Below are 15,094 nucleotides of genomic sequence, written 5' to 3'. Positions count from 1 at the left end.
CCCCCGGGCCCCAAGGGCGCGGTGGAGCCGCCTACCCCTCGGGTACGCCGCCGTATGGAACCGGCCAGTATCCGTCCACGGACGCTGCGGCGACCACCCCGGAGGAGAACTCTGTGACTTCGAAGCCGTCCACGCCCGACTCCGACGGGCCGAAGACCGAGACCACCCTGACGACCCGGATCCGGATCAACATCCCGGGTTCGCGTCCGATCCCGCCCGTCGTCGTGCGCAAGCCCGTCAAGGACGCCGAGGGCGACGCCGAGCATGCCGCGCCGGGCGCCGGCGAGTCCGCCCCGCCGTCCGCGTCGGCCCCTGCCCCGGCGCCGCCCCTGCCCGTGCGCCCCGCGCAGTCGGCCCCGCCCTCCTCGGGAGGCTCGGAGGAACCGGCCAGCAACTGGTTCGCACCGCGCAAGTCGACCCCGCCGCCCCCGCCCGGCAACGGCGGCGCCCCCGCGGGACCGCCGAGCGCCGGCCACGGCGCCGCGCCGGCCGGCCCCACCCCGCCCCCCGCGGGCGGCGGCTTCGCCCCACCGCCCCCGGGCCCGCGCGGCAACGCCCCCGCGCCCGGTCAGGGCGGCGGCTTCCCGCCCGGCGCCGGCGGGGGAGCCCCCCAGGGCTACCAGGAGTACGACAACGGCCCCGTCACCGAGGCCTTCCCCGCCTTCACCGAGCCCACCGGTCCCGCCGGACCCACCGGCGGCCCCGCCATGGGCTCCGCGCCCGTACGCGGCGCCGAGGCTCCGCGCTGGCCCGGACCGGAGGCCCCGCCGGCCGGTGGCCCGATGCCGGGCGCCCCGATGCCCGGCGGTCCGATGCCGGGCGCCCCGATGCCCGGTGGCCCGATGGCCGGCGGTCCGACGCCCGGTGGCCCGACGCACGGCGGTCCGCGTCCCGGAGCGCCCATGCCCGGAGCGCCCATGCCCGGCGGTCCGCGGCCCGGCGCCCCCATGCCCGGCGCCCCCATGCCCGGAGCGCCCATGCCCGGTGGCCCGGTGGGTGGTCCGATGGCCGGCGCCCCGATGCCCGGCGGGCCCCGCCCCGGCGGCCCGGGTGGCCCCGGCGGCCCCGGCGGCCCGGGCGGCCCGGGCGGCGGTCCCGGAGCCGGGCCGGTCGTCCCGACCCCCGCGGCGCAGCCGCCGAACCAGAACCGACCGGCGCCCAAGGCCCCGGCGGCGTCCGCGAAGAAGCCCCGTTCCAAGCTGGTCGTCATCGCCGGCGGCATCATCGCCCTCGTCGGCGTGGCCTACGGCGCGGGTCTGCTGCTGAACCACTCCGACGTCCCCAAGGGCACCACCGTCCTCGGCGTGGACATCGGCGGCACCCGCGACGACGCCGTCAACAAGGTCGAGACGGCCTTCGGCAGCCGCGCGAGCGCCCCGCTGCGCCTCACCGTCGGCGGCAAGCAGGTCGAGCTCAAGCCCGACAAGGCCGGCCTGACCCTCGACAGCCAGACGACCGTCCGCAACGCGTCGGGCAGCGACTACAACCCGATCACGGTCATCGGCTCCCTCCTCGGCAACGAGCGCAGGGCCGACGCCGTCATGCCGGTGGACGAGGAGAAGCTGCGGGACGCCCTCGCGGAGCTGGCCGGGACCTCGGGCTCGGTCACCGAGGGCACCATCACGTTCGACACGGGCAAGGCCGTCGCCGTCCCCGGCAAGGCCGGCACCACCCTCGACGTGGACAGCTCCGTGGAACAGGTCACCGAGGCCTTCCGCGAACTGGTGGCCACCGGCGAGGCCAAGCCCGTCGAACTGCCCTCCGTCACCAAGGAGCCGGTGATCGGCAAGGACGAACTGAACAAGGCGATGAAGGAGTTCGCCGAACCGGCGATGTCCGGCATCGTCACCGTCAAGGCGGGCACCAAGTCCATCGCCTTCGGCCAGCGGTCGCTGCCCAAGATCCTCAGCATGCAGGCCGTGGACGGCCACCTCGTGGAGAAGTACGACCTCGAAGCCCTGCAGGCGGCGTACACGACCACGTTCGACGGCGTTCTGATCACCCGGGGCACCGGCGCGAAGACCGCCGTCACCCCGAAGGACGTCGCGGGCGCCCTCGTCAAGGGCCTGCGCGGCAAGACCCCCGCCGAGCGGACCGTGGTCATCGACACCAACCCGAGCTGACCCGCCCGGGAACGCACCCCACAGAGGAACACCGGGGAACACCGGAACACCGGAACACCGGGGAACACCGGGGAACATCGCAGGACGGAGCCCCCGCCGGATCATCGCGCGGGGGCTCCGTCATGCCCGCGACATGACAATCGTCATGTCGGGGTCACGACCGGCGACACTGCCGTGCGACCCCCCTGACCGGCGAACCTTGAGCCATGACGACGACAACCGCGACGCAATCAGCCGCCGCCACGACATCCTCCGGCGGCCCGGTGGTGAGCTTCGAGGACGTGACCAAGAGCTACGGCGCGGTCCGCGCGGTCGACGGGCTCTCCCTCGTGCTCCACCCCGGTGAGACGGTCGCGCTCCTCGGCCCCAACGGAGCCGGCAAGTCCTCCACCCTCGACCTGCTGCTCGGCCTGCGCCCCGCCGACTCCGGCACCGTACGGCTCTTCGGCACCACCCCCCGCGAGGCCATCGCCGCCGGCCGGGTCGGCGCGATGCTCCAGAGCGGCGGCCTGATGGAGGACGTCACCGTGCGCGAGGTCGTCGCGCTGGGCTGCGCACTGCACCCCCGCCCGCTCCCCGTCGACGAGGTGCTCACCCGCGCCGGCGTCGACTCCATCGCCGACCGGCTCGTCAACAAGCTCTCCGGCGGCCAGGAACAGCGGGTCCGCTTCGCCCTCGCCACCGCCGGCCACAACGACCTGATCGTCCTCGACGAACCGACCACCGGCATGGACGTCACCTCCCGCCAGGCCTTCTGGGCCACGATGCGCGAGCAGGCCGCGCAGGGCCGCACGGTCCTGTTCGCCACCCACTACCTGGAAGAGGCGGACGCGATAGCCGACCGGGTGCTGGTCCTCAACAAGGGCCGGCTGCTCGCCGACGGCACCGCCGCCGAGATCAAGGCCAAGGCGGGCGCCCGCAAGATCGCCTTCGACCTCACCGGCGACCCGGTCGACGAGGCGACGCTGCGCGCCCTCCCGCACCTGACCGCCTACGAGCGCCACGGTGACACCGTCCGGCTCCAGTCGCGCGACGCCGACGCGACCGTGCACGCCGTCTACGCCCTGGGGCTCTACCCCCGGAACCTGGAAGTCGCCGGGCTGGGTCTCGAACAGGCCTTCATCGCCCTCACCGAGGCCGAGGAGGCCGACGCGTCATGCTGAACAACGGAACGACGAAGCTCGTCACGCTCGAGATCTCCCGCGCGCTGCGCAACAAGAAGTACCTGTTCTTCACCGTCCTCTATCCCGCCGCCCTCTTCCTGATGCTCGGCGGCACCCTGGACGGCACCACGAAGGTCATGGGCACCGAACTGACCATGCCCGCCTTCTACATGGTCGCCATGGCCTCCTTCGGCGCGCTGACCGCCGTCCTGATGGGCAACAGCGAACGCATCGCCAAGGAACGCGAGAAGGGCTGGGTCCGCCAACTGCGCCTGACCGCGCTGCCCGGCCGCGGCTACGTCCTCGCCAAGACCGCCAGTGCCGGCGTCCTCTCGCTGCCCGCGATCCTCGTCGTCTTCGCGGTCGCGGCCGGAGTCAAGGGCGTACGGTTCGAGCTGTGGCAGTGGCTGGCGCTGACCGGCTCCATCTGGGCGGGCAGTCTGGTCTTCGCCGCGCTCGGCGTGGCCATCGGGTACATGGCGAGCGGCGACACGGTCCGACCCATCACGATGCTCTTCTACTTCGGCCTGTCGATCCTCGGCGGCCTGTGGATGCCCACCGCGAACTTCCCGCAGTGGCTGCGGAACATCTGCGAGTGGCTGCCCACCCACGCCTACGCCGGCCTCGGCCAGGCCATCGAACTCGGCGGCGCGCCGCACGCCAAGGACGTGGCGATCCTCGCGGTGTACTTCGTACTGTTCACCGGTGCCGCCGCCTGGCTGTACCGCAAGGACTCACTGAAGGCATGACCGTGACCAGCGAGACGGACGCCCGGTACGCGACCCCCGGGGAAGACATCCAGGGCATCGGCGTCCCCCGGATCGGAATGCGGCCGGAGAGCCGCCGGCAGCGGACCGTGAAGCTGCTGTGGACGGGCCTGTGGCTCTTCTACCTCAGCGCCCCCGTCATCGACCTGATCCGCGGCGGACACAGCCCCGGGGCCCGACTGCTCGGCGGCCTGGGCCTCGCGGCCTTCGTCGCCTGGTACCTGCTCCTGGTCCTGCGCAGCGCCAGGCCGATACCGGTCCGCCGCGTCCTGTTCTCGCTGTCGGTCCTGGCCGCCCAGGCCATGATCCTGTCCCTGTCCCTGGGCCGCGAATGGCTCGTGCTCTTCGTCTACGTGGCCATCGCCTCCGGGGCCGCCCTGCCCGGGGAGATCGCCCGCTGGACCGTCCCCGGCGCGACCGCCCTGCTGGCCGTGACGGCGCTGTCGATCCCGGGCGGGGACCAGTACCTGGCCGGCCTGCTCATCCCGGCCCTGATGGGCGGGTTCGCGATGATCGGCGTCCGCGCCATGGTCCGCACGACGATGGAGCTGCGACAGGCCCGGGCCACGGTCGCCCAGCTCGCCGCCAACGAGGAACGGCTGCGGATGGCCCGCGACCTGCACGACCTGCTGGGGCACTCGCTGTCGTTGATCACGCTCAAGAGCGAGCTGGCGGGTCGGATGCTGCCGGACCGGCCCGAGGCGGCCGCGCAGCAGGTCGCGGACATCGAGCAGGTCAGCCGGCAGGCGTTGGTCGACGTACGGGAAGCCGTGAACGGCTACCGGCGTCCCACCCTCCCCGGCGAACTGGCGGGCGCCCGCACCGCGTTGGCCGCGGCGGGCGTGCAGGCGGACCTGCCCGTCGAATGGACGCGGGAACTCCCCGAGGAGGCCGAGTCGGCCCTCGCCTGGTCGCTGCGCGAGGCCGTGACCAACGTGGTCCGGCACAGCGGGGCCCGCCGGTGCGTCGTCACCCTCGACATCCGACAGACCCTGGCGGGACCGGTGGCCGAACTGAGCGTCTCCGACGACGGATCGGGCGGCGCCGCCAAGGCCGGCAACGGGCTGACCGGACTGACGGAACGCCTGGAGGCGGTCGGCGGCAGCCTCGCGGCCGGTCCCGCCGGCAAGACCGGCTTCCGACTGCTCGCCCGCGTCCCCCTAGGATCGACCCCATGACCTCACGGCCCATCAGGATCCTCCTCGCCGAGGACCAGTCCATGGTCCGGGAGGCGTTGGCCGCGCTACTCGGCCTCGAACCCGACATCGAAGTCCTCGTCCAGGTCGCCCGCGGCGACGAGGTGGTGGCCGCGGCCCGCGCCCACGACGTGAACGTCGCCCTGCTGGACATCGAGATGCCCGGCATGACGGGCATCGAGGCCGCGGCCGCGCTGCGGGAGGCCCTGCCCGGGCTGCGCATCGTCGTCCTCACCACCTTCGGCCGCCCCGGCTACCTGCGCGGCGCGATGGAGGCGGGCGCCTCGGCGTTCCTCGTCAAGGACGCGCCGGCCGCGCAACTGGCGGACGCGGTACGCAGGGTCCTGGCGGGGGAGCGCGTCATCGACCCCACCCTGGCGGCGGCGGCCCTCGCGGAGGGCGCCAACCCGCTGACGGACCGGGAACGGGAGGTCCTGCGGGCGGCGGAACGCGGCGCGACCAACGCGGAACTGGCCGCACGCCTGCACCTGTCCCCGGGCACCGTCCGCAACTACCTCTCGACGGCGATCCAGAAGCTCGCGGCCCGCAACCGCGCCGAGGCCATCCGCACGGCCCGCGAGAAGGGCTGGCTCTGACCGGCCCCCCGTCCGGACCTCAGTTCAGGAGGGCCCGGGCCGACCCGGCCTCCGCGCGGATCCGGGCCGCCGCCTGCGCGTCCACCGCGTCCACCACCTCCGCGTACGCCTCCAGCTCCACCGCCCCCGTCACGAACTCGCCCCGCTCCACCAGCAACCGCCCCCGCTCGTAGCGCAGCGACGCCGGATGCGACGGCAGCAGCAGCGACAGGTCCAGCGCCCACAGCGCGACCGCCGAGTGCTCCGGCCGCGTCGCGGCCCACGCCCGGATGTTGTTCAGGATCCGCAGCACCACGTCCAACGTGCGCGCCGGAGTCCGGGGCTCCGCGGCCGACTCGGCGGGACCGGCGCCCAGCGAGGCGCCCCCCGCGAACGGGTCCACGACCACACCCTCCTCCGGGTCGCCGAAACCCACCACGAAATGGCCCGGCAGGCCCAGCCCGTACACCGGCGCGCCCGCCCGCCGCGCCACCTCCAGCCAGACCACCGACAGCAGGATCGGCAGGCCCCGGCGCCGCCGCAGCACCTGGTGCAGCAGGGAGGACGACAACCGTTCGTAGTCCGCCGGCGTGCCGTGGAAGCCCAGCCGGCCACCCAGCAGCTCCGTGACGGCCGAGGCCCAGGCCCGCCCACCGCGCAGACCGTACGGCAGCATGCCCGCCAGCCTGTCGAGTTCGATCTGCGCCCAGTCGATGCCGCGTTCGTCGAGGTCGGGGTCGGCCTCCGCCGCCAGCAGCAGGCACAGCAGGGCCAGGTCCGGACGCTCCGAGCGGGCCTCTTCCGCGAACCGCGCCCGCGAGGCGGAACTCACGCCGCCGCCCGGAAGTGGTGGTACGCGTGGTGCGTCGCGAAGCCCAGGCCGTCGTACAGGGCCCGCGCCCCCGGGTTCTCCGCCTCCACCTGGAGCCAGGCCGCCGAGGCGCCCTCCTCCAGGGCCCGCCGCGACAACGCCGCCATCACCGCCGTGGCCAGGCCCTGCCGCCGGTGCCCCGGATCGACGTCCACCGCGCCGAAACCGGCCCAGCGCCCGTCCACCACCATCCGCCCGATCGCCCGGCCGCCGCCCAGCACGGCGAACCACACCGAGGGCCCCTCGACCAGCATCCGCCGCGCCAGGTCGGGGTCGCGGACCTTCCCGTAGCGGGACAGCCACCGCTCGTCCGGGGCGCGCAGCAGCCGTACGTCCGACACGTCCGCGTCCACGTCCGCGACCGGTGCGAGCGCCCCGATCCGCACCTGCGCCGAGACCTCGTTGACCCACCCCAGCCGCTCCAGCTCCGCGCACAGCGGCTCCTGGGTGCCCGCGGCGCCCGTCGCGGCCTGCACATACGCCGGAAGTCCGCGTTCCGCGTACCAGGACGTCACCCGCGCGAGTGCTTCCGGTACGGGTATCCCCGGGTCGCCCAGCGGCAGTACCGAGTTGGCCCGCCGGGTGAAGCCCCCGGCCGCACGCAGCGTCCACTCGCCCAGCGGCTCGCTCTCCAGCGGCTGCCAGGCCCGCGCCGTCACCCGCGCGAGCTCCTCGAAGGAGGCCGCGGGACCCCTGCGGCGGGCCGGCGCGGCGGGCACCGTCTTGCCCGCCACCAGCGAGGATTCCGCGATCCGGACGGACACGCCGTCCTTGCGTGTGATCGTGAGCACACCGTCGTTCCAGGATGTGAGAACACCGACCGTGTCCGTGAACGACGGGGAGTCGCTCCGCCCGGCCTCCACCCGTCGTACAGAGACTCGTTTACCCACGTCAGCAGCGGTGATACGGATCTCCAGCAGCCCACCGGCAGTGATTTCCACAGCTCTGTCCGCCCCTCCTGTTCGGATCGTGCCCGGGAACGGAGATACTAGGTGCGGGCATCGACGACGCCGCGCTCCCGCGCGATATGGAAAGCCCTACCGAGGAGGAACGAGAGCGTGACCTACGTCATCGCGGAGCCTTGTGTCGACGTCAAGGACAAGGCATGCATCGAAGAGTGCCCCGTCGACTGCATCTACGAGGGCCGGCGGTCCTTGTACATCCACCCGGACGAGTGTGTCGACTGTGGCGCGTGTGAGCCGGTCTGCCCGGTCGAGGCCATCTTCTACGAGGACGACACTCCGGAGGAGTGGAAGGACTACTACAAGGCGAACGTCGAGTTCTTCGACGAGCTCGGTTCGCCCGGTGGTGCCTCGAAGCTGGGCCTGATCGAGCGCGATCACCCCTTCGTCGCCGCCCTGCCCGCGGACATCAACGCGTCGCACTGACGACGCCGGTCCAGGCAAGGCGCGCACATCCTCGGTCCCGTTCGGCTGCCCGCCGCGACGGGACCGAGTCGTTCCGGCCGGACGCCCGTGCGCCCCGCACGCGGCGCCCCGTACCAGCAGAAAGCAGAGACCACCGTGGCCGCAGTATCCGACCGTCTTCCCGCCTTCCCCTGGGACAAGCTGGAGCCGTACAAGGCGACGGCGGTCGCCCACGCGGACGGGATCGTCGACCTGTCGGTCGGCACGCCCGTCGACCCGGTCCCCGAGGTCATCCGGCGCGCCCTGATCGAGGCCGCGGACTCCCCGGGCTACCCGACGGTGTGGGGCACGGTCGCACTGCGCGACGCGATCACGGGATGGCTGCGCGGACGCCTCGGCGCGAGCGCCGCCGGACACCGCAACGTGCTGCCGGTGGTCGGCTCGAAGGAACTGGTGGCGTGGCTGCCGACCCAACTGGGCCTCGGCGCGGGCGACAAGGTGGCCTACCCCCGGCTCGCCTACCCGACGTACGAGGTCGGCGCGCGCCTGTGCGGCGCCGAGGCCGTCGTGTACGACGACCCGACCGAACTCGACCCGGCCGGCGTGAAGCTGCTGTGGCTCAACTCCCCGTCCAACCCCACCGGCAAGGTCATCCCCAAGGAAGACCTGATCCGGATCGTGGCCTGGGCGCGCGAGCACGGCATCCTGCTGTTCAGCGACGAGTGCTACCTGGAACTGGGCTGGGACACCGACCCCGTCTCGGTCCTCCACGACGACGTGTGCGGCGGCTCCTACGAGGGCATCGTGGCCGTCCACTCGCTCTCCAAGCGCTCCAACCTCGCCGGGTACCGGGCCGCCTTCATCGCCGGTGACGCGGCGGTGCTGGGCGAACTGCTGGAGATCCGCAAGCACGGCGGCATGATGACCGCGGCCCCCGTCCAGAACGCCGTGGTCGCGGCCCTCGGCGACGACGCCCACGTCGCCGCGCAGCGCGCCCGGTACGCGGCCCGCCGCGACGCGCTGCGCACCGCCCTGGAGGCGCACGGCTTCCGCATCGAGCACAGCGAGGCCGGCCTGTACCTGTGGGCGACCCGCGACGAGCCCTGCTGGCGGACCGTGGCCCACCTCGCCGAGCTGGGCATCCTGGTCGCCCCGGGCGACTTCTACGGGGAGGCGGGCGCGAACTTCGTCCGCGTCGCCGTCACCGCCACCGACGAACGGGTCGAGGCAGCGGTCAAGCGCCTCGGCTGAGCCGGGAGCGGCCCGGCGGCGCCGCGGACAGCCCGAGGGGCCGGGAGTTCGTGCTCCCGGCCCCTCGGTGTTCCTCGTCCCCGCGCAGGTCAGCCGCCCAGGCCGCCGGCCAGGGGCAGGCCGCCCAGCGGGAGGGTCTGCGCCGAGGGCAGCCCCGAGGTGGGCAGCGCGTCGGTCGGCAGGGCCTCGGTGGGCAGCCCCGAGGTCGGCAGCCCCGAGGTCGGCAGGCCGGCCAGCAGCGGGCCGGCCGCACCGGTCAGTTCGGCCGGGGCGGCCTTCGTCACGGCGTCCGTGGCCGTCGCGGCGGTCGCGCCCGCGCCGTCGGTGGCGTCCGGCGCGGTGAGCGTGCCCAGTTGCGGCACGGACTCCAGGCCCGCGGCACTGGCCGCGCCGGCCGCACCGACCACGGGAGCTGCGCCGGCTGCGAGGAGCAGCGCGGCACGGGCGATCCGACGGGTCAGGGGGAGGGACATGTTGCTCCTAAGCGGTAGCGGCTGAGTACGCCGTGTACAACCGCTCGTGGGGCGGGCGAAGTTGCGGACCCGTCGGGTAAAGGATCGGTAACGCATCGTTTAATCGGCTTCCGGGAAAAGCGCACCGGAGCCGCGCCCACCAGGCCTTCCACCGGACATGAGGCCCGGGTGTCCCTCGAACCGGTCACCCCTGAACGGGCGACGTCCCGCACGCCCGAACGAGCCCGTGAACGAGCCCCTCGAACGAGCACCCGGGGTGAGTCCGTGCACCAGCCCCCGTGCACCAGCCCCGTGCACGAGCCCCCGTGCACGAGCCCCCGGTCGCGACCCCTTCCACCGGCCTCGCGCCGTGGCGTTCGACGGGCCGCCTCAGCGCGCCAGGAAGATCCGCACCCCGTCGGAGCCCGCCGTGGGCGCGTCGCCGGCACCTCCGTCGGCTCCCGCCCCGCCCTTCGCCCGCCACCGGCCGTCGGACTCGCCCGCGACCCAGCTCCCCGGGGCGTACGACACCCGGGCGATGCCCATGTCGCGCGCGTGGGCCACCGCCCACTGCGCCACCAGCCGGTTGCGCCGCCGCTCGGCCTCGTCGGTGCCGCGCGTCGGCGCGACCGCGACCTCGCTCTGCCCGACCGGTCCGGACTCCCCGGCGGTCGCCGGCTCGGCGCGGGCTTCGAGCCGCATCTGCTTGCCGAAGATCCGCGTCAGCTCCGTCCGCACCCGCTCCGGATCGCCCGGCGCGGTGGGAGCGGGACCGCCGCAGTCCACCGAGCCCTCGCCGCCGAACGCCGCGGTCAGCACCACCGCGTCCGGCTCGTGCTTCGCGTACGCCTGCGGGAAACCACTGAGCTGCACCTTCTGCGCGGCCACCGTCAAGGGGAGCCGCGAGAACCCCTTCACCTCGGCGAGCCGGTCGTAGAAGATGCCCGCCGAGTACACCGGGTCCAAGATCTGCTCCGCGGTGCCCCAGCCCTGCGAGGGCCGCTGCTGGAACAGCCCGAGCGAGTCCCGGTCGCCGTGGTCCAGGTTGCGCAGCGCCGACTCCTGCATCGCGGTCGCCAGCGCGATCGTCACCGCCCGCTCCGGAAGCCCCTTGGAGACGCCGACCGCGGCTATCGTCGACGCGTTCGCCGCCTGCTCCGGGGACAACTCGTAGGTCTGGGCCGAGTCGTCGTCGGCGCCCGCCCCCGAGGTCCGGGCCGTGCAGTACGGGGGACCGTCACCGCCGGTCGACTCGTACTGGACGACGAGGTACCCGCCGAGCGCGAGCAGTACGAGCAGACCGGCGACCTTGGGCCAAGGCCGACGGCGACGCGGGCGGGGATGATCGGTGCGGGACACGCGGCCCACCGTACTTGAGGCGGGTGACGGGCCGGCCTGACGAGTCCCCGACTTCGCGACGGGCCTCGCTGCGGGGCCGCGGGACGCGTCCACCCGACGGACGGACCGGGCCCTGCGGCGACCCGGGCGTTAGGGTCGGTTCCATGCCCGAATCCGAGCTGGACCTCACCCTGGACGCTGCCGAGCTGACCGCCCGGCTCGTCGACATCCCTTCCGTGAGCGGCGACGAGAAGGTACTCGCCGACCTCGTGGAACACGCGCTGCGCGGCCTCCCGCACCTCACCGTCGACCGCTTCGGCAACAACGTCGTCGCCCGCACGCACCTCGGCCGCGCCGAACGCGTCGTGCTCGCCGGGCACCTCGACACCGTGCCGATCGCCGACAACGTCCCGTCCCGACTGGACGAGAACGACGTCCTGTGGGGCTGCGGCACCACCGACATGAAGTCCGGCGTCGCCGTGCAACTGCGCATCGCGGCCACCGTGCCCGAGCCGAACCGGGACCTCACCTTCGTCTTCTACGACCAGGAGGAGGTCGCCGCCGACCTCAACGGCCTGGGCAAGGTGGCCGAGGCCCACCCCGACTGGCTCGTCGGCGACTTCGCCGTCCTGCTCGAACCCTCCAACGCCGAGGTCGAGGGCGGCTGCCAGGGCACCCTGCGGGTCCTGCTGCGCACCAGCGGCGAACGCGCCCACTCGGCCCGCAGTTGGATGGGCTCCAACGCCATCCACGGCGCGGGCCCGATCCTCGCCACGCTGGCCGCGTACGAACCGCGCAAGCCCGTCATCGACGGCCTGGAGTACCACGAGGGCCTCAACGCGGTCCGCATCGAGGGCGGCGTCGCCAACAACGTCATCCCGGACTCCTGCACGGTGACGGTCAACTTCCGCTACGCCCCCGATCGCGACGAGGCGCAGGCCCTGGCCCACGTCGAAGAGGTCTTCGCGCACTGCGACATCGCCGAGTTCGTGGTCGACGACTCCTCCGGCGGCGCCCTCCCCGGCCTCGCCCACCCGGCGGCCGCGGCGTTCATGGAGGCCGTCGGCGGCCGGGCCATGCCCAAGTTCGGCTGGACGGACGTGTCCCGCTTCAGCGCCCTCGGCGTCCCCGCGGTCAACTACGGTCCGGGCGACGCGCTGCTGGCCCACAAGGTCGACGAGCGGGTCGAGACGAAGGCGATCCTGCACTGCGAGGAACGACTCCGCGCCTGGCTGACCTCCTGAATTCCGCTTCTCGTCACCTTTGTGCGCCTACCCTGATCCAACGATCAGCAGGAGGGAGCACATCATGGGCAACCCCGGCAATCTCGGCGGGAACGCTCGTCGTCGGCCCGAGGAGCAGCAGCTCGGCCCGGTGCTGCGCAGGCGGAGTCAGGTCCAGGCGGGCAGTACGACGGACCAGCGGCTGCTGGACTCGGCCGGACCCTCCGAATGGGTGCACACCGATCCCTGGCGGGTCCTGCGCATCCAGTCGGAGTTCATCGAGGGCTTCGGCACGCTGGCGGAGTTGCCGCCGGCGATCAGCGTGTTCGGATCGGCCCGTACTCCGGTGGACTCGCCGGAGTACGAGGCGGGCGTACGGATCGGGCACGCGCTCGTCGACGCCGGCTTCGCCGTCATCACGGGCGGCGGCCCCGGCGCCATGGAGGCGGCCAACAAGGGCGCGCGCGAGGCCAACGGGATCTCGGTCGGCCTGGGCATCGAGCTGCCCTTCGAACAGGGCCTGAACCAACACGTCGACCTGGGTCTGAACTTCCGTTACTTCTTCGTCCGCAAGACGATGTTCGTGAAGTACAGCCAGGGCTTCGTGGTCCTGCCGGGCGGACTCGGCACGCTGGACGAGATGTTCGAGGCGCTGACCCTGGTCCAGACGCAGAAGATCACCCGCTTCCCGATCGTGCTGTTCGGCACGGAGTACTGGAGCGGGCTGATCGACTGGCTGAAGAACACGGTGATCGCGCAGGGCAAGGCCTCCGAGCGCGACCTGTACCTCTTCCACGTCACGGACGACGTGGACGAGGCGATCGCGCTGGTGACCAAGGAAGTCGGCAAGTAGCTCCGTCGACGCGCTACGCGAGTCCCCGGCGGGCGACCGCCGGGGGCCGCAGCCCCTGGATCGAGCGCACCATGTCCAGGACCTGCCGCGTCTCCGCGACCTCGTGGACCCGGTAGACCTGCGCGCCCAGCCAGGCCGACACGGCCGTCGTGGCCAGGGTGCCCAGCAGACGCTCCTTCACCGGCTTGTCGAGGGTCTCGCCGACGAAGTCCTTGTTGGACAGGGAGACCAGCACCGGCCAGCCGGTGTCGGTCATCTCCGCCAGGCGCCGGGTCGCCTCCAGCGAGTGGCGGGTGTTCTTCCCGAAGTCGTGACCCGGATCGATCATGATCGCGTCCCGCCGGACGCCCAGCGAGGCGGCCCGCTCGGCCAGGCCCACCGTGACGCGCAGGATGTCCGCCATCACGTCCTCGTACGAGGTCCGGTGCGGGCGGGTGCGCGGCTCGACCCCACCGGCGTGCGTGCAGACGATGCCGACGTCGTACCGGGCGGCGACCTCCGCGAGCCGGGGATCCACCCCGCCCCATGCGTCGTTCAACAGATCGGCGCCGGCCTCGCACACCGCCTCGCCGACCTCGTGCCGCCAGGTGTCCACGCTGATCACCACGTCCGGGTGGCGTCGGCGCACCTCGGACACGAACCCGACCGTACGGCGGGCCTCCTCGACCGCGTCCACGTGCTCGCCCGGGCCCGCCTTGACCCCACCGATGTCGATGATCGCGGCGCCCTCGGCGACCGCCTGCTCGACCCGGTCCAACGCGGGCTCGTCGCGGAACGTCGCGCCCTGGTCGTAGAAGGAGTCCGGAGTCCGGTTCACGATGGCCATGATCACCGGCTCGTCGGTGTCGAACTCGCGCCTGCCCAGTCGCAGCATCCCGCTCTTTCCTCCTTCGGCGACCCTCTCGCCTCGTCTGTGACCTTAACCTGGTGCCCGGAAGCCTCTCAGGGAGATGATCGTGTTCTGGTTCTTGCTGATCGCGCTGGTCGTGGTCGTCACCGCGGTCACCCTCGCGGTCGTCGGTGGAGGTGCCGAGGCGGTCCTGCCCGAGGCCGAGCCGGACCGGGTGGCCGACGGGCTGCCCGACGCCCGCCCCGTCGCCCGGACGGACATCGACGCGCTCCGCCTGCCCGTCGCCGCGCGCGGCTACCGGATGGCGGAGGTCGACGACGTACTGGACCGGCTGGGAGCCGAACTGGACGAGCGCGACGCGCGGATCGCGGAACTCACGGCGCAGGTCGCGAGCGCGCCGCGGGACGCCGCGCCCCCCGCCGCGGCGGGCCGGGTGGACCTCGGCAAGGACGGCCGGTGACCGGCTCGGCGGTCGCGGGCCCCGACGGCGACCCGCGCTGTCCGTGGGCCGTGTCCACCGAGGACTACCTCGCCTACCACGACACGGAATGGGGCCGCCCGGTCCACGGGGACGACGCGCTGTACGAGCGGCTCTGCCTGGAGGCGTTCCAGTCGGGCCTGTCCTGGATCACGATCCTGCGGCGGCGCGAGGGCTTCCGGAAGGCGTTCGCGAACTTCGAGATCGCGGCGGTGGCGCGGTTCGACGAGAGCGACGCGGCGCGGTTGCTGCTGGACGAGGGCATCATCCGCAACCGGCTGAAGATCGAGGCCACCCTGGCGAACGCGCGGGTCCTGGCGGGCTGGAAGGAAGGGCGACTGGACGAGCTGATCTGGTCCCACGCCCCGAAGCGGCCGGGCCGGGCGCCGAAGACCGTCGCCGACGTCCCGGCGATCACCGACGAGTCCACGGCCCTCGCGAAGGAACTCAAGAAGGCCGGCATCCGCTTCGTCGGCCCGACCACCGCCTACGCCCTGATGCAGGCCTGCGGTCTGGTCAACGACCACCTCGCCGGCTGCGTCTCCCGCGACGGAACCTGACCGGCGCCCGGCCGCCGACGCGCCGGC

16 protein-coding genes are annotated in these 15,094 nt (G+C 73.2%); 11 read left to right on the top strand and 5 right to left on the bottom strand.

All coding sequences use genetic code 11. From position 1 onward, the window contains the following. Window positions 1-113 precede the first annotated feature (113 nt). The 5 genes from ACFYW3_RS10670 to ACFYW3_RS10650 all read left to right on the top strand — a co-directional run bounded on the left by ACFYW3_RS10670 (window position 114) and on the right by ACFYW3_RS10650 (window position 5,845). Window positions 114-2,123, top strand: a complete 2,010-nt coding sequence (locus ACFYW3_RS10670; protein WP_389386076.1) for a hypothetical protein — start codon at window positions 114-116, stop codon at window positions 2,121-2,123. 206 nt (window positions 2,124-2,329) lie between these two features. Further along, window positions 2,330-3,286 carry an ABC transporter ATP-binding protein gene (locus ACFYW3_RS10665; protein WP_389386075.1) on the top strand — a complete coding sequence of 319 codons (957 nt, stop codon included), beginning with the start codon at window positions 2,330-2,332 and terminating at the stop codon, window positions 3,284-3,286. Further along, on the top strand, window positions 3,280-4,035 hold the full coding sequence (locus ACFYW3_RS10660; RefSeq protein ID WP_351756184.1) for an ABC transporter permease: 756 nt from the start codon (window positions 3,280-3,282) through the stop codon (window positions 4,033-4,035). Before ACFYW3_RS10665 ends, ACFYW3_RS10660 begins: the two co-directional genes overlap by 7 nt. Before the next feature lie 77 nt (window positions 4,036-4,112). Beyond that, window positions 4,113-5,231 (top strand): sensor histidine kinase, encoded by a 1,119-nt coding sequence (locus ACFYW3_RS10655; RefSeq protein ID WP_389386256.1) that lies wholly within the window; start codon window positions 4,113-4,115, stop codon window positions 5,229-5,231. Further along, window positions 5,228-5,845 (top strand): response regulator transcription factor, encoded by a 618-nt coding sequence (locus ACFYW3_RS10650; protein ID WP_351756181.1) that lies wholly within the window; start codon window positions 5,228-5,230, stop codon window positions 5,843-5,845. Before ACFYW3_RS10655 ends, ACFYW3_RS10650 begins: the two co-directional genes overlap by 4 nt. Before the next feature lie 19 nt (window positions 5,846-5,864). Here the strand turns inward: ACFYW3_RS10650 and ACFYW3_RS10645 are convergent, their stop codons facing one another. Then, entirely contained in the window at window positions 5,865-6,656 is a 792-nt protein-coding gene (locus tag ACFYW3_RS10645) for a transglutaminase-like domain-containing protein (protein ID WP_351756178.1), read from the bottom strand. Continuing rightward, complete coding sequence (locus ACFYW3_RS10640) at window positions 6,653-7,636, bottom strand: GNAT family N-acetyltransferase (RefSeq protein WP_389386074.1); 984 nt, start codon at window positions 7,634-7,636, stop codon at window positions 6,653-6,655. Before ACFYW3_RS10640 ends, ACFYW3_RS10645 begins: the two co-directional genes overlap by 4 nt. 117 nt (window positions 7,637-7,753) lie before the next feature. Between ACFYW3_RS10640 and fdxA the strand changes: the two genes are divergently transcribed. Further along, on the top strand, window positions 7,754-8,083 hold the full coding sequence (gene fdxA / locus ACFYW3_RS10635; RefSeq protein ID WP_389386073.1) for a ferredoxin: 330 nt from the start codon (window positions 7,754-7,756) through the stop codon (window positions 8,081-8,083). A gap of 135 nt (window positions 8,084-8,218) precedes the next feature. Then, window positions 8,219-9,313 carry a succinyldiaminopimelate transaminase gene (dapC, locus tag ACFYW3_RS10630; protein WP_351756169.1) on the top strand — a complete coding sequence of 365 codons (1,095 nt, stop codon included), beginning with the start codon at window positions 8,219-8,221 and terminating at the stop codon, window positions 9,311-9,313. An 89-nt stretch (window positions 9,314-9,402) separates the two neighbouring features. Here the strand turns inward: dapC and ACFYW3_RS10625 are convergent, their stop codons facing one another. Continuing rightward, window positions 9,403-9,786, bottom strand: a complete 384-nt coding sequence (locus tag ACFYW3_RS10625) for an ATP-binding protein (RefSeq protein ID WP_389386072.1) — start codon at window positions 9,784-9,786, stop codon at window positions 9,403-9,405. 369 nt (window positions 9,787-10,155) lie between these two features. Then, window positions 10,156-11,124 carry a hypothetical protein gene (locus tag ACFYW3_RS10620; protein ID WP_389386071.1) on the bottom strand — a complete coding sequence of 323 codons (969 nt, stop codon included), beginning with the start codon at window positions 11,122-11,124 and terminating at the stop codon, window positions 10,156-10,158. A gap of 143 nt (window positions 11,125-11,267) precedes the next feature. Here ACFYW3_RS10620 and dapE point away from each other — a divergent pair, with 143 nt between their 5' ends. Then, window positions 11,268-12,347: a succinyl-diaminopimelate desuccinylase gene (gene dapE, locus ACFYW3_RS10615; RefSeq protein WP_351756161.1), complete on the top strand. Its 1,080-nt coding sequence runs from the start codon at window positions 11,268-11,270 to the stop codon at window positions 12,345-12,347. 64 nt (window positions 12,348-12,411) lie between these two features. Continuing rightward, on the top strand, window positions 12,412-13,179 hold the full coding sequence (locus ACFYW3_RS10610) for a TIGR00730 family Rossman fold protein (RefSeq protein ID WP_053680482.1): 768 nt from the start codon (window positions 12,412-12,414) through the stop codon (window positions 13,177-13,179). A gap of 13 nt (window positions 13,180-13,192) precedes the next feature. Here ACFYW3_RS10610 and folP read toward each other — a convergent pair whose 3' ends face one another. Then, entirely contained in the window at window positions 13,193-14,053 is an 861-nt protein-coding gene (folP, locus tag ACFYW3_RS10605) for a dihydropteroate synthase (protein ID WP_053680480.1), read from the bottom strand. 76 nt (window positions 14,054-14,129) lie between these two features. Here folP and ACFYW3_RS10600 point away from each other — a divergent pair, with 76 nt between their 5' ends. Both ACFYW3_RS10600 and ACFYW3_RS10595 read left to right on the top strand, forming a co-directional pair. Further along, window positions 14,130-14,489 carry a DivIVA domain-containing protein gene (locus tag ACFYW3_RS10600; RefSeq protein WP_351756157.1) on the top strand — a complete coding sequence of 120 codons (360 nt, stop codon included), beginning with the start codon at window positions 14,130-14,132 and terminating at the stop codon, window positions 14,487-14,489. Further along, window positions 14,486-15,067 carry a DNA-3-methyladenine glycosylase I gene (locus ACFYW3_RS10595; RefSeq protein ID WP_351756154.1) on the top strand — a complete coding sequence of 194 codons (582 nt, stop codon included), beginning with the start codon at window positions 14,486-14,488 and terminating at the stop codon, window positions 15,065-15,067. Before ACFYW3_RS10600 ends, ACFYW3_RS10595 begins: the two co-directional genes overlap by 4 nt. Window positions 15,068-15,094 lie beyond the last annotated feature (27 nt).

This window comes from Streptomyces sp. NPDC002602, assembly GCF_042889445.1.
Taxonomy (GTDB): Bacteria; Actinomycetota; Actinomycetes; order Streptomycetales; family Streptomycetaceae; genus Streptomyces.
This window is presented reverse-complemented; position numbering and strand designations above follow the sequence as displayed.

What these genes read in the sequence shown, in the direction of transcription:
- ACFYW3_RS10625 (WP_389386072.1), bottom strand. Translation starts at nt 9,786, where the DNA reads ATGTCCCTCCCCCTGACCCGTCGGATCGCCCGTGCCGCGCTGCTCCTC.
- folP (WP_053680480.1), bottom strand. Translation starts at nt 14,053, where the DNA reads ATGCTGCGACTGGGCAGGCGCGAGTTCGACACCGACGAGCCGGTGATC.
- ACFYW3_RS10610 (WP_053680482.1), top strand. Translation starts at nt 12,412, where the DNA reads ATGGGCAACCCCGGCAATCTCGGCGGGAACGCTCGTCGTCGGCCCGAG.
- dapE (WP_351756161.1), top strand. Translation starts at nt 11,268, where the DNA reads ATGCCCGAATCCGAGCTGGACCTCACCCTGGACGCTGCCGAGCTGACC.
- ACFYW3_RS10655 (WP_389386256.1), top strand. Translation starts at nt 4,113, where the DNA reads ATGCGGCCGGAGAGCCGCCGGCAGCGGACCGTGAAGCTGCTGTGGACG.
- ACFYW3_RS10650 (WP_351756181.1), top strand. Translation starts at nt 5,228, where the DNA reads ATGACCTCACGGCCCATCAGGATCCTCCTCGCCGAGGACCAGTCCATG.
- ACFYW3_RS10600 (WP_351756157.1), top strand. Translation starts at nt 14,130, where the DNA reads ATGATCGTGTTCTGGTTCTTGCTGATCGCGCTGGTCGTGGTCGTCACC.
- ACFYW3_RS10665 (WP_389386075.1), top strand. Translation starts at nt 2,330, where the DNA reads ATGACGACGACAACCGCGACGCAATCAGCCGCCGCCACGACATCCTCC.
- ACFYW3_RS10660 (WP_351756184.1), top strand. Translation starts at nt 3,280, where the DNA reads ATGCTGAACAACGGAACGACGAAGCTCGTCACGCTCGAGATCTCCCGC.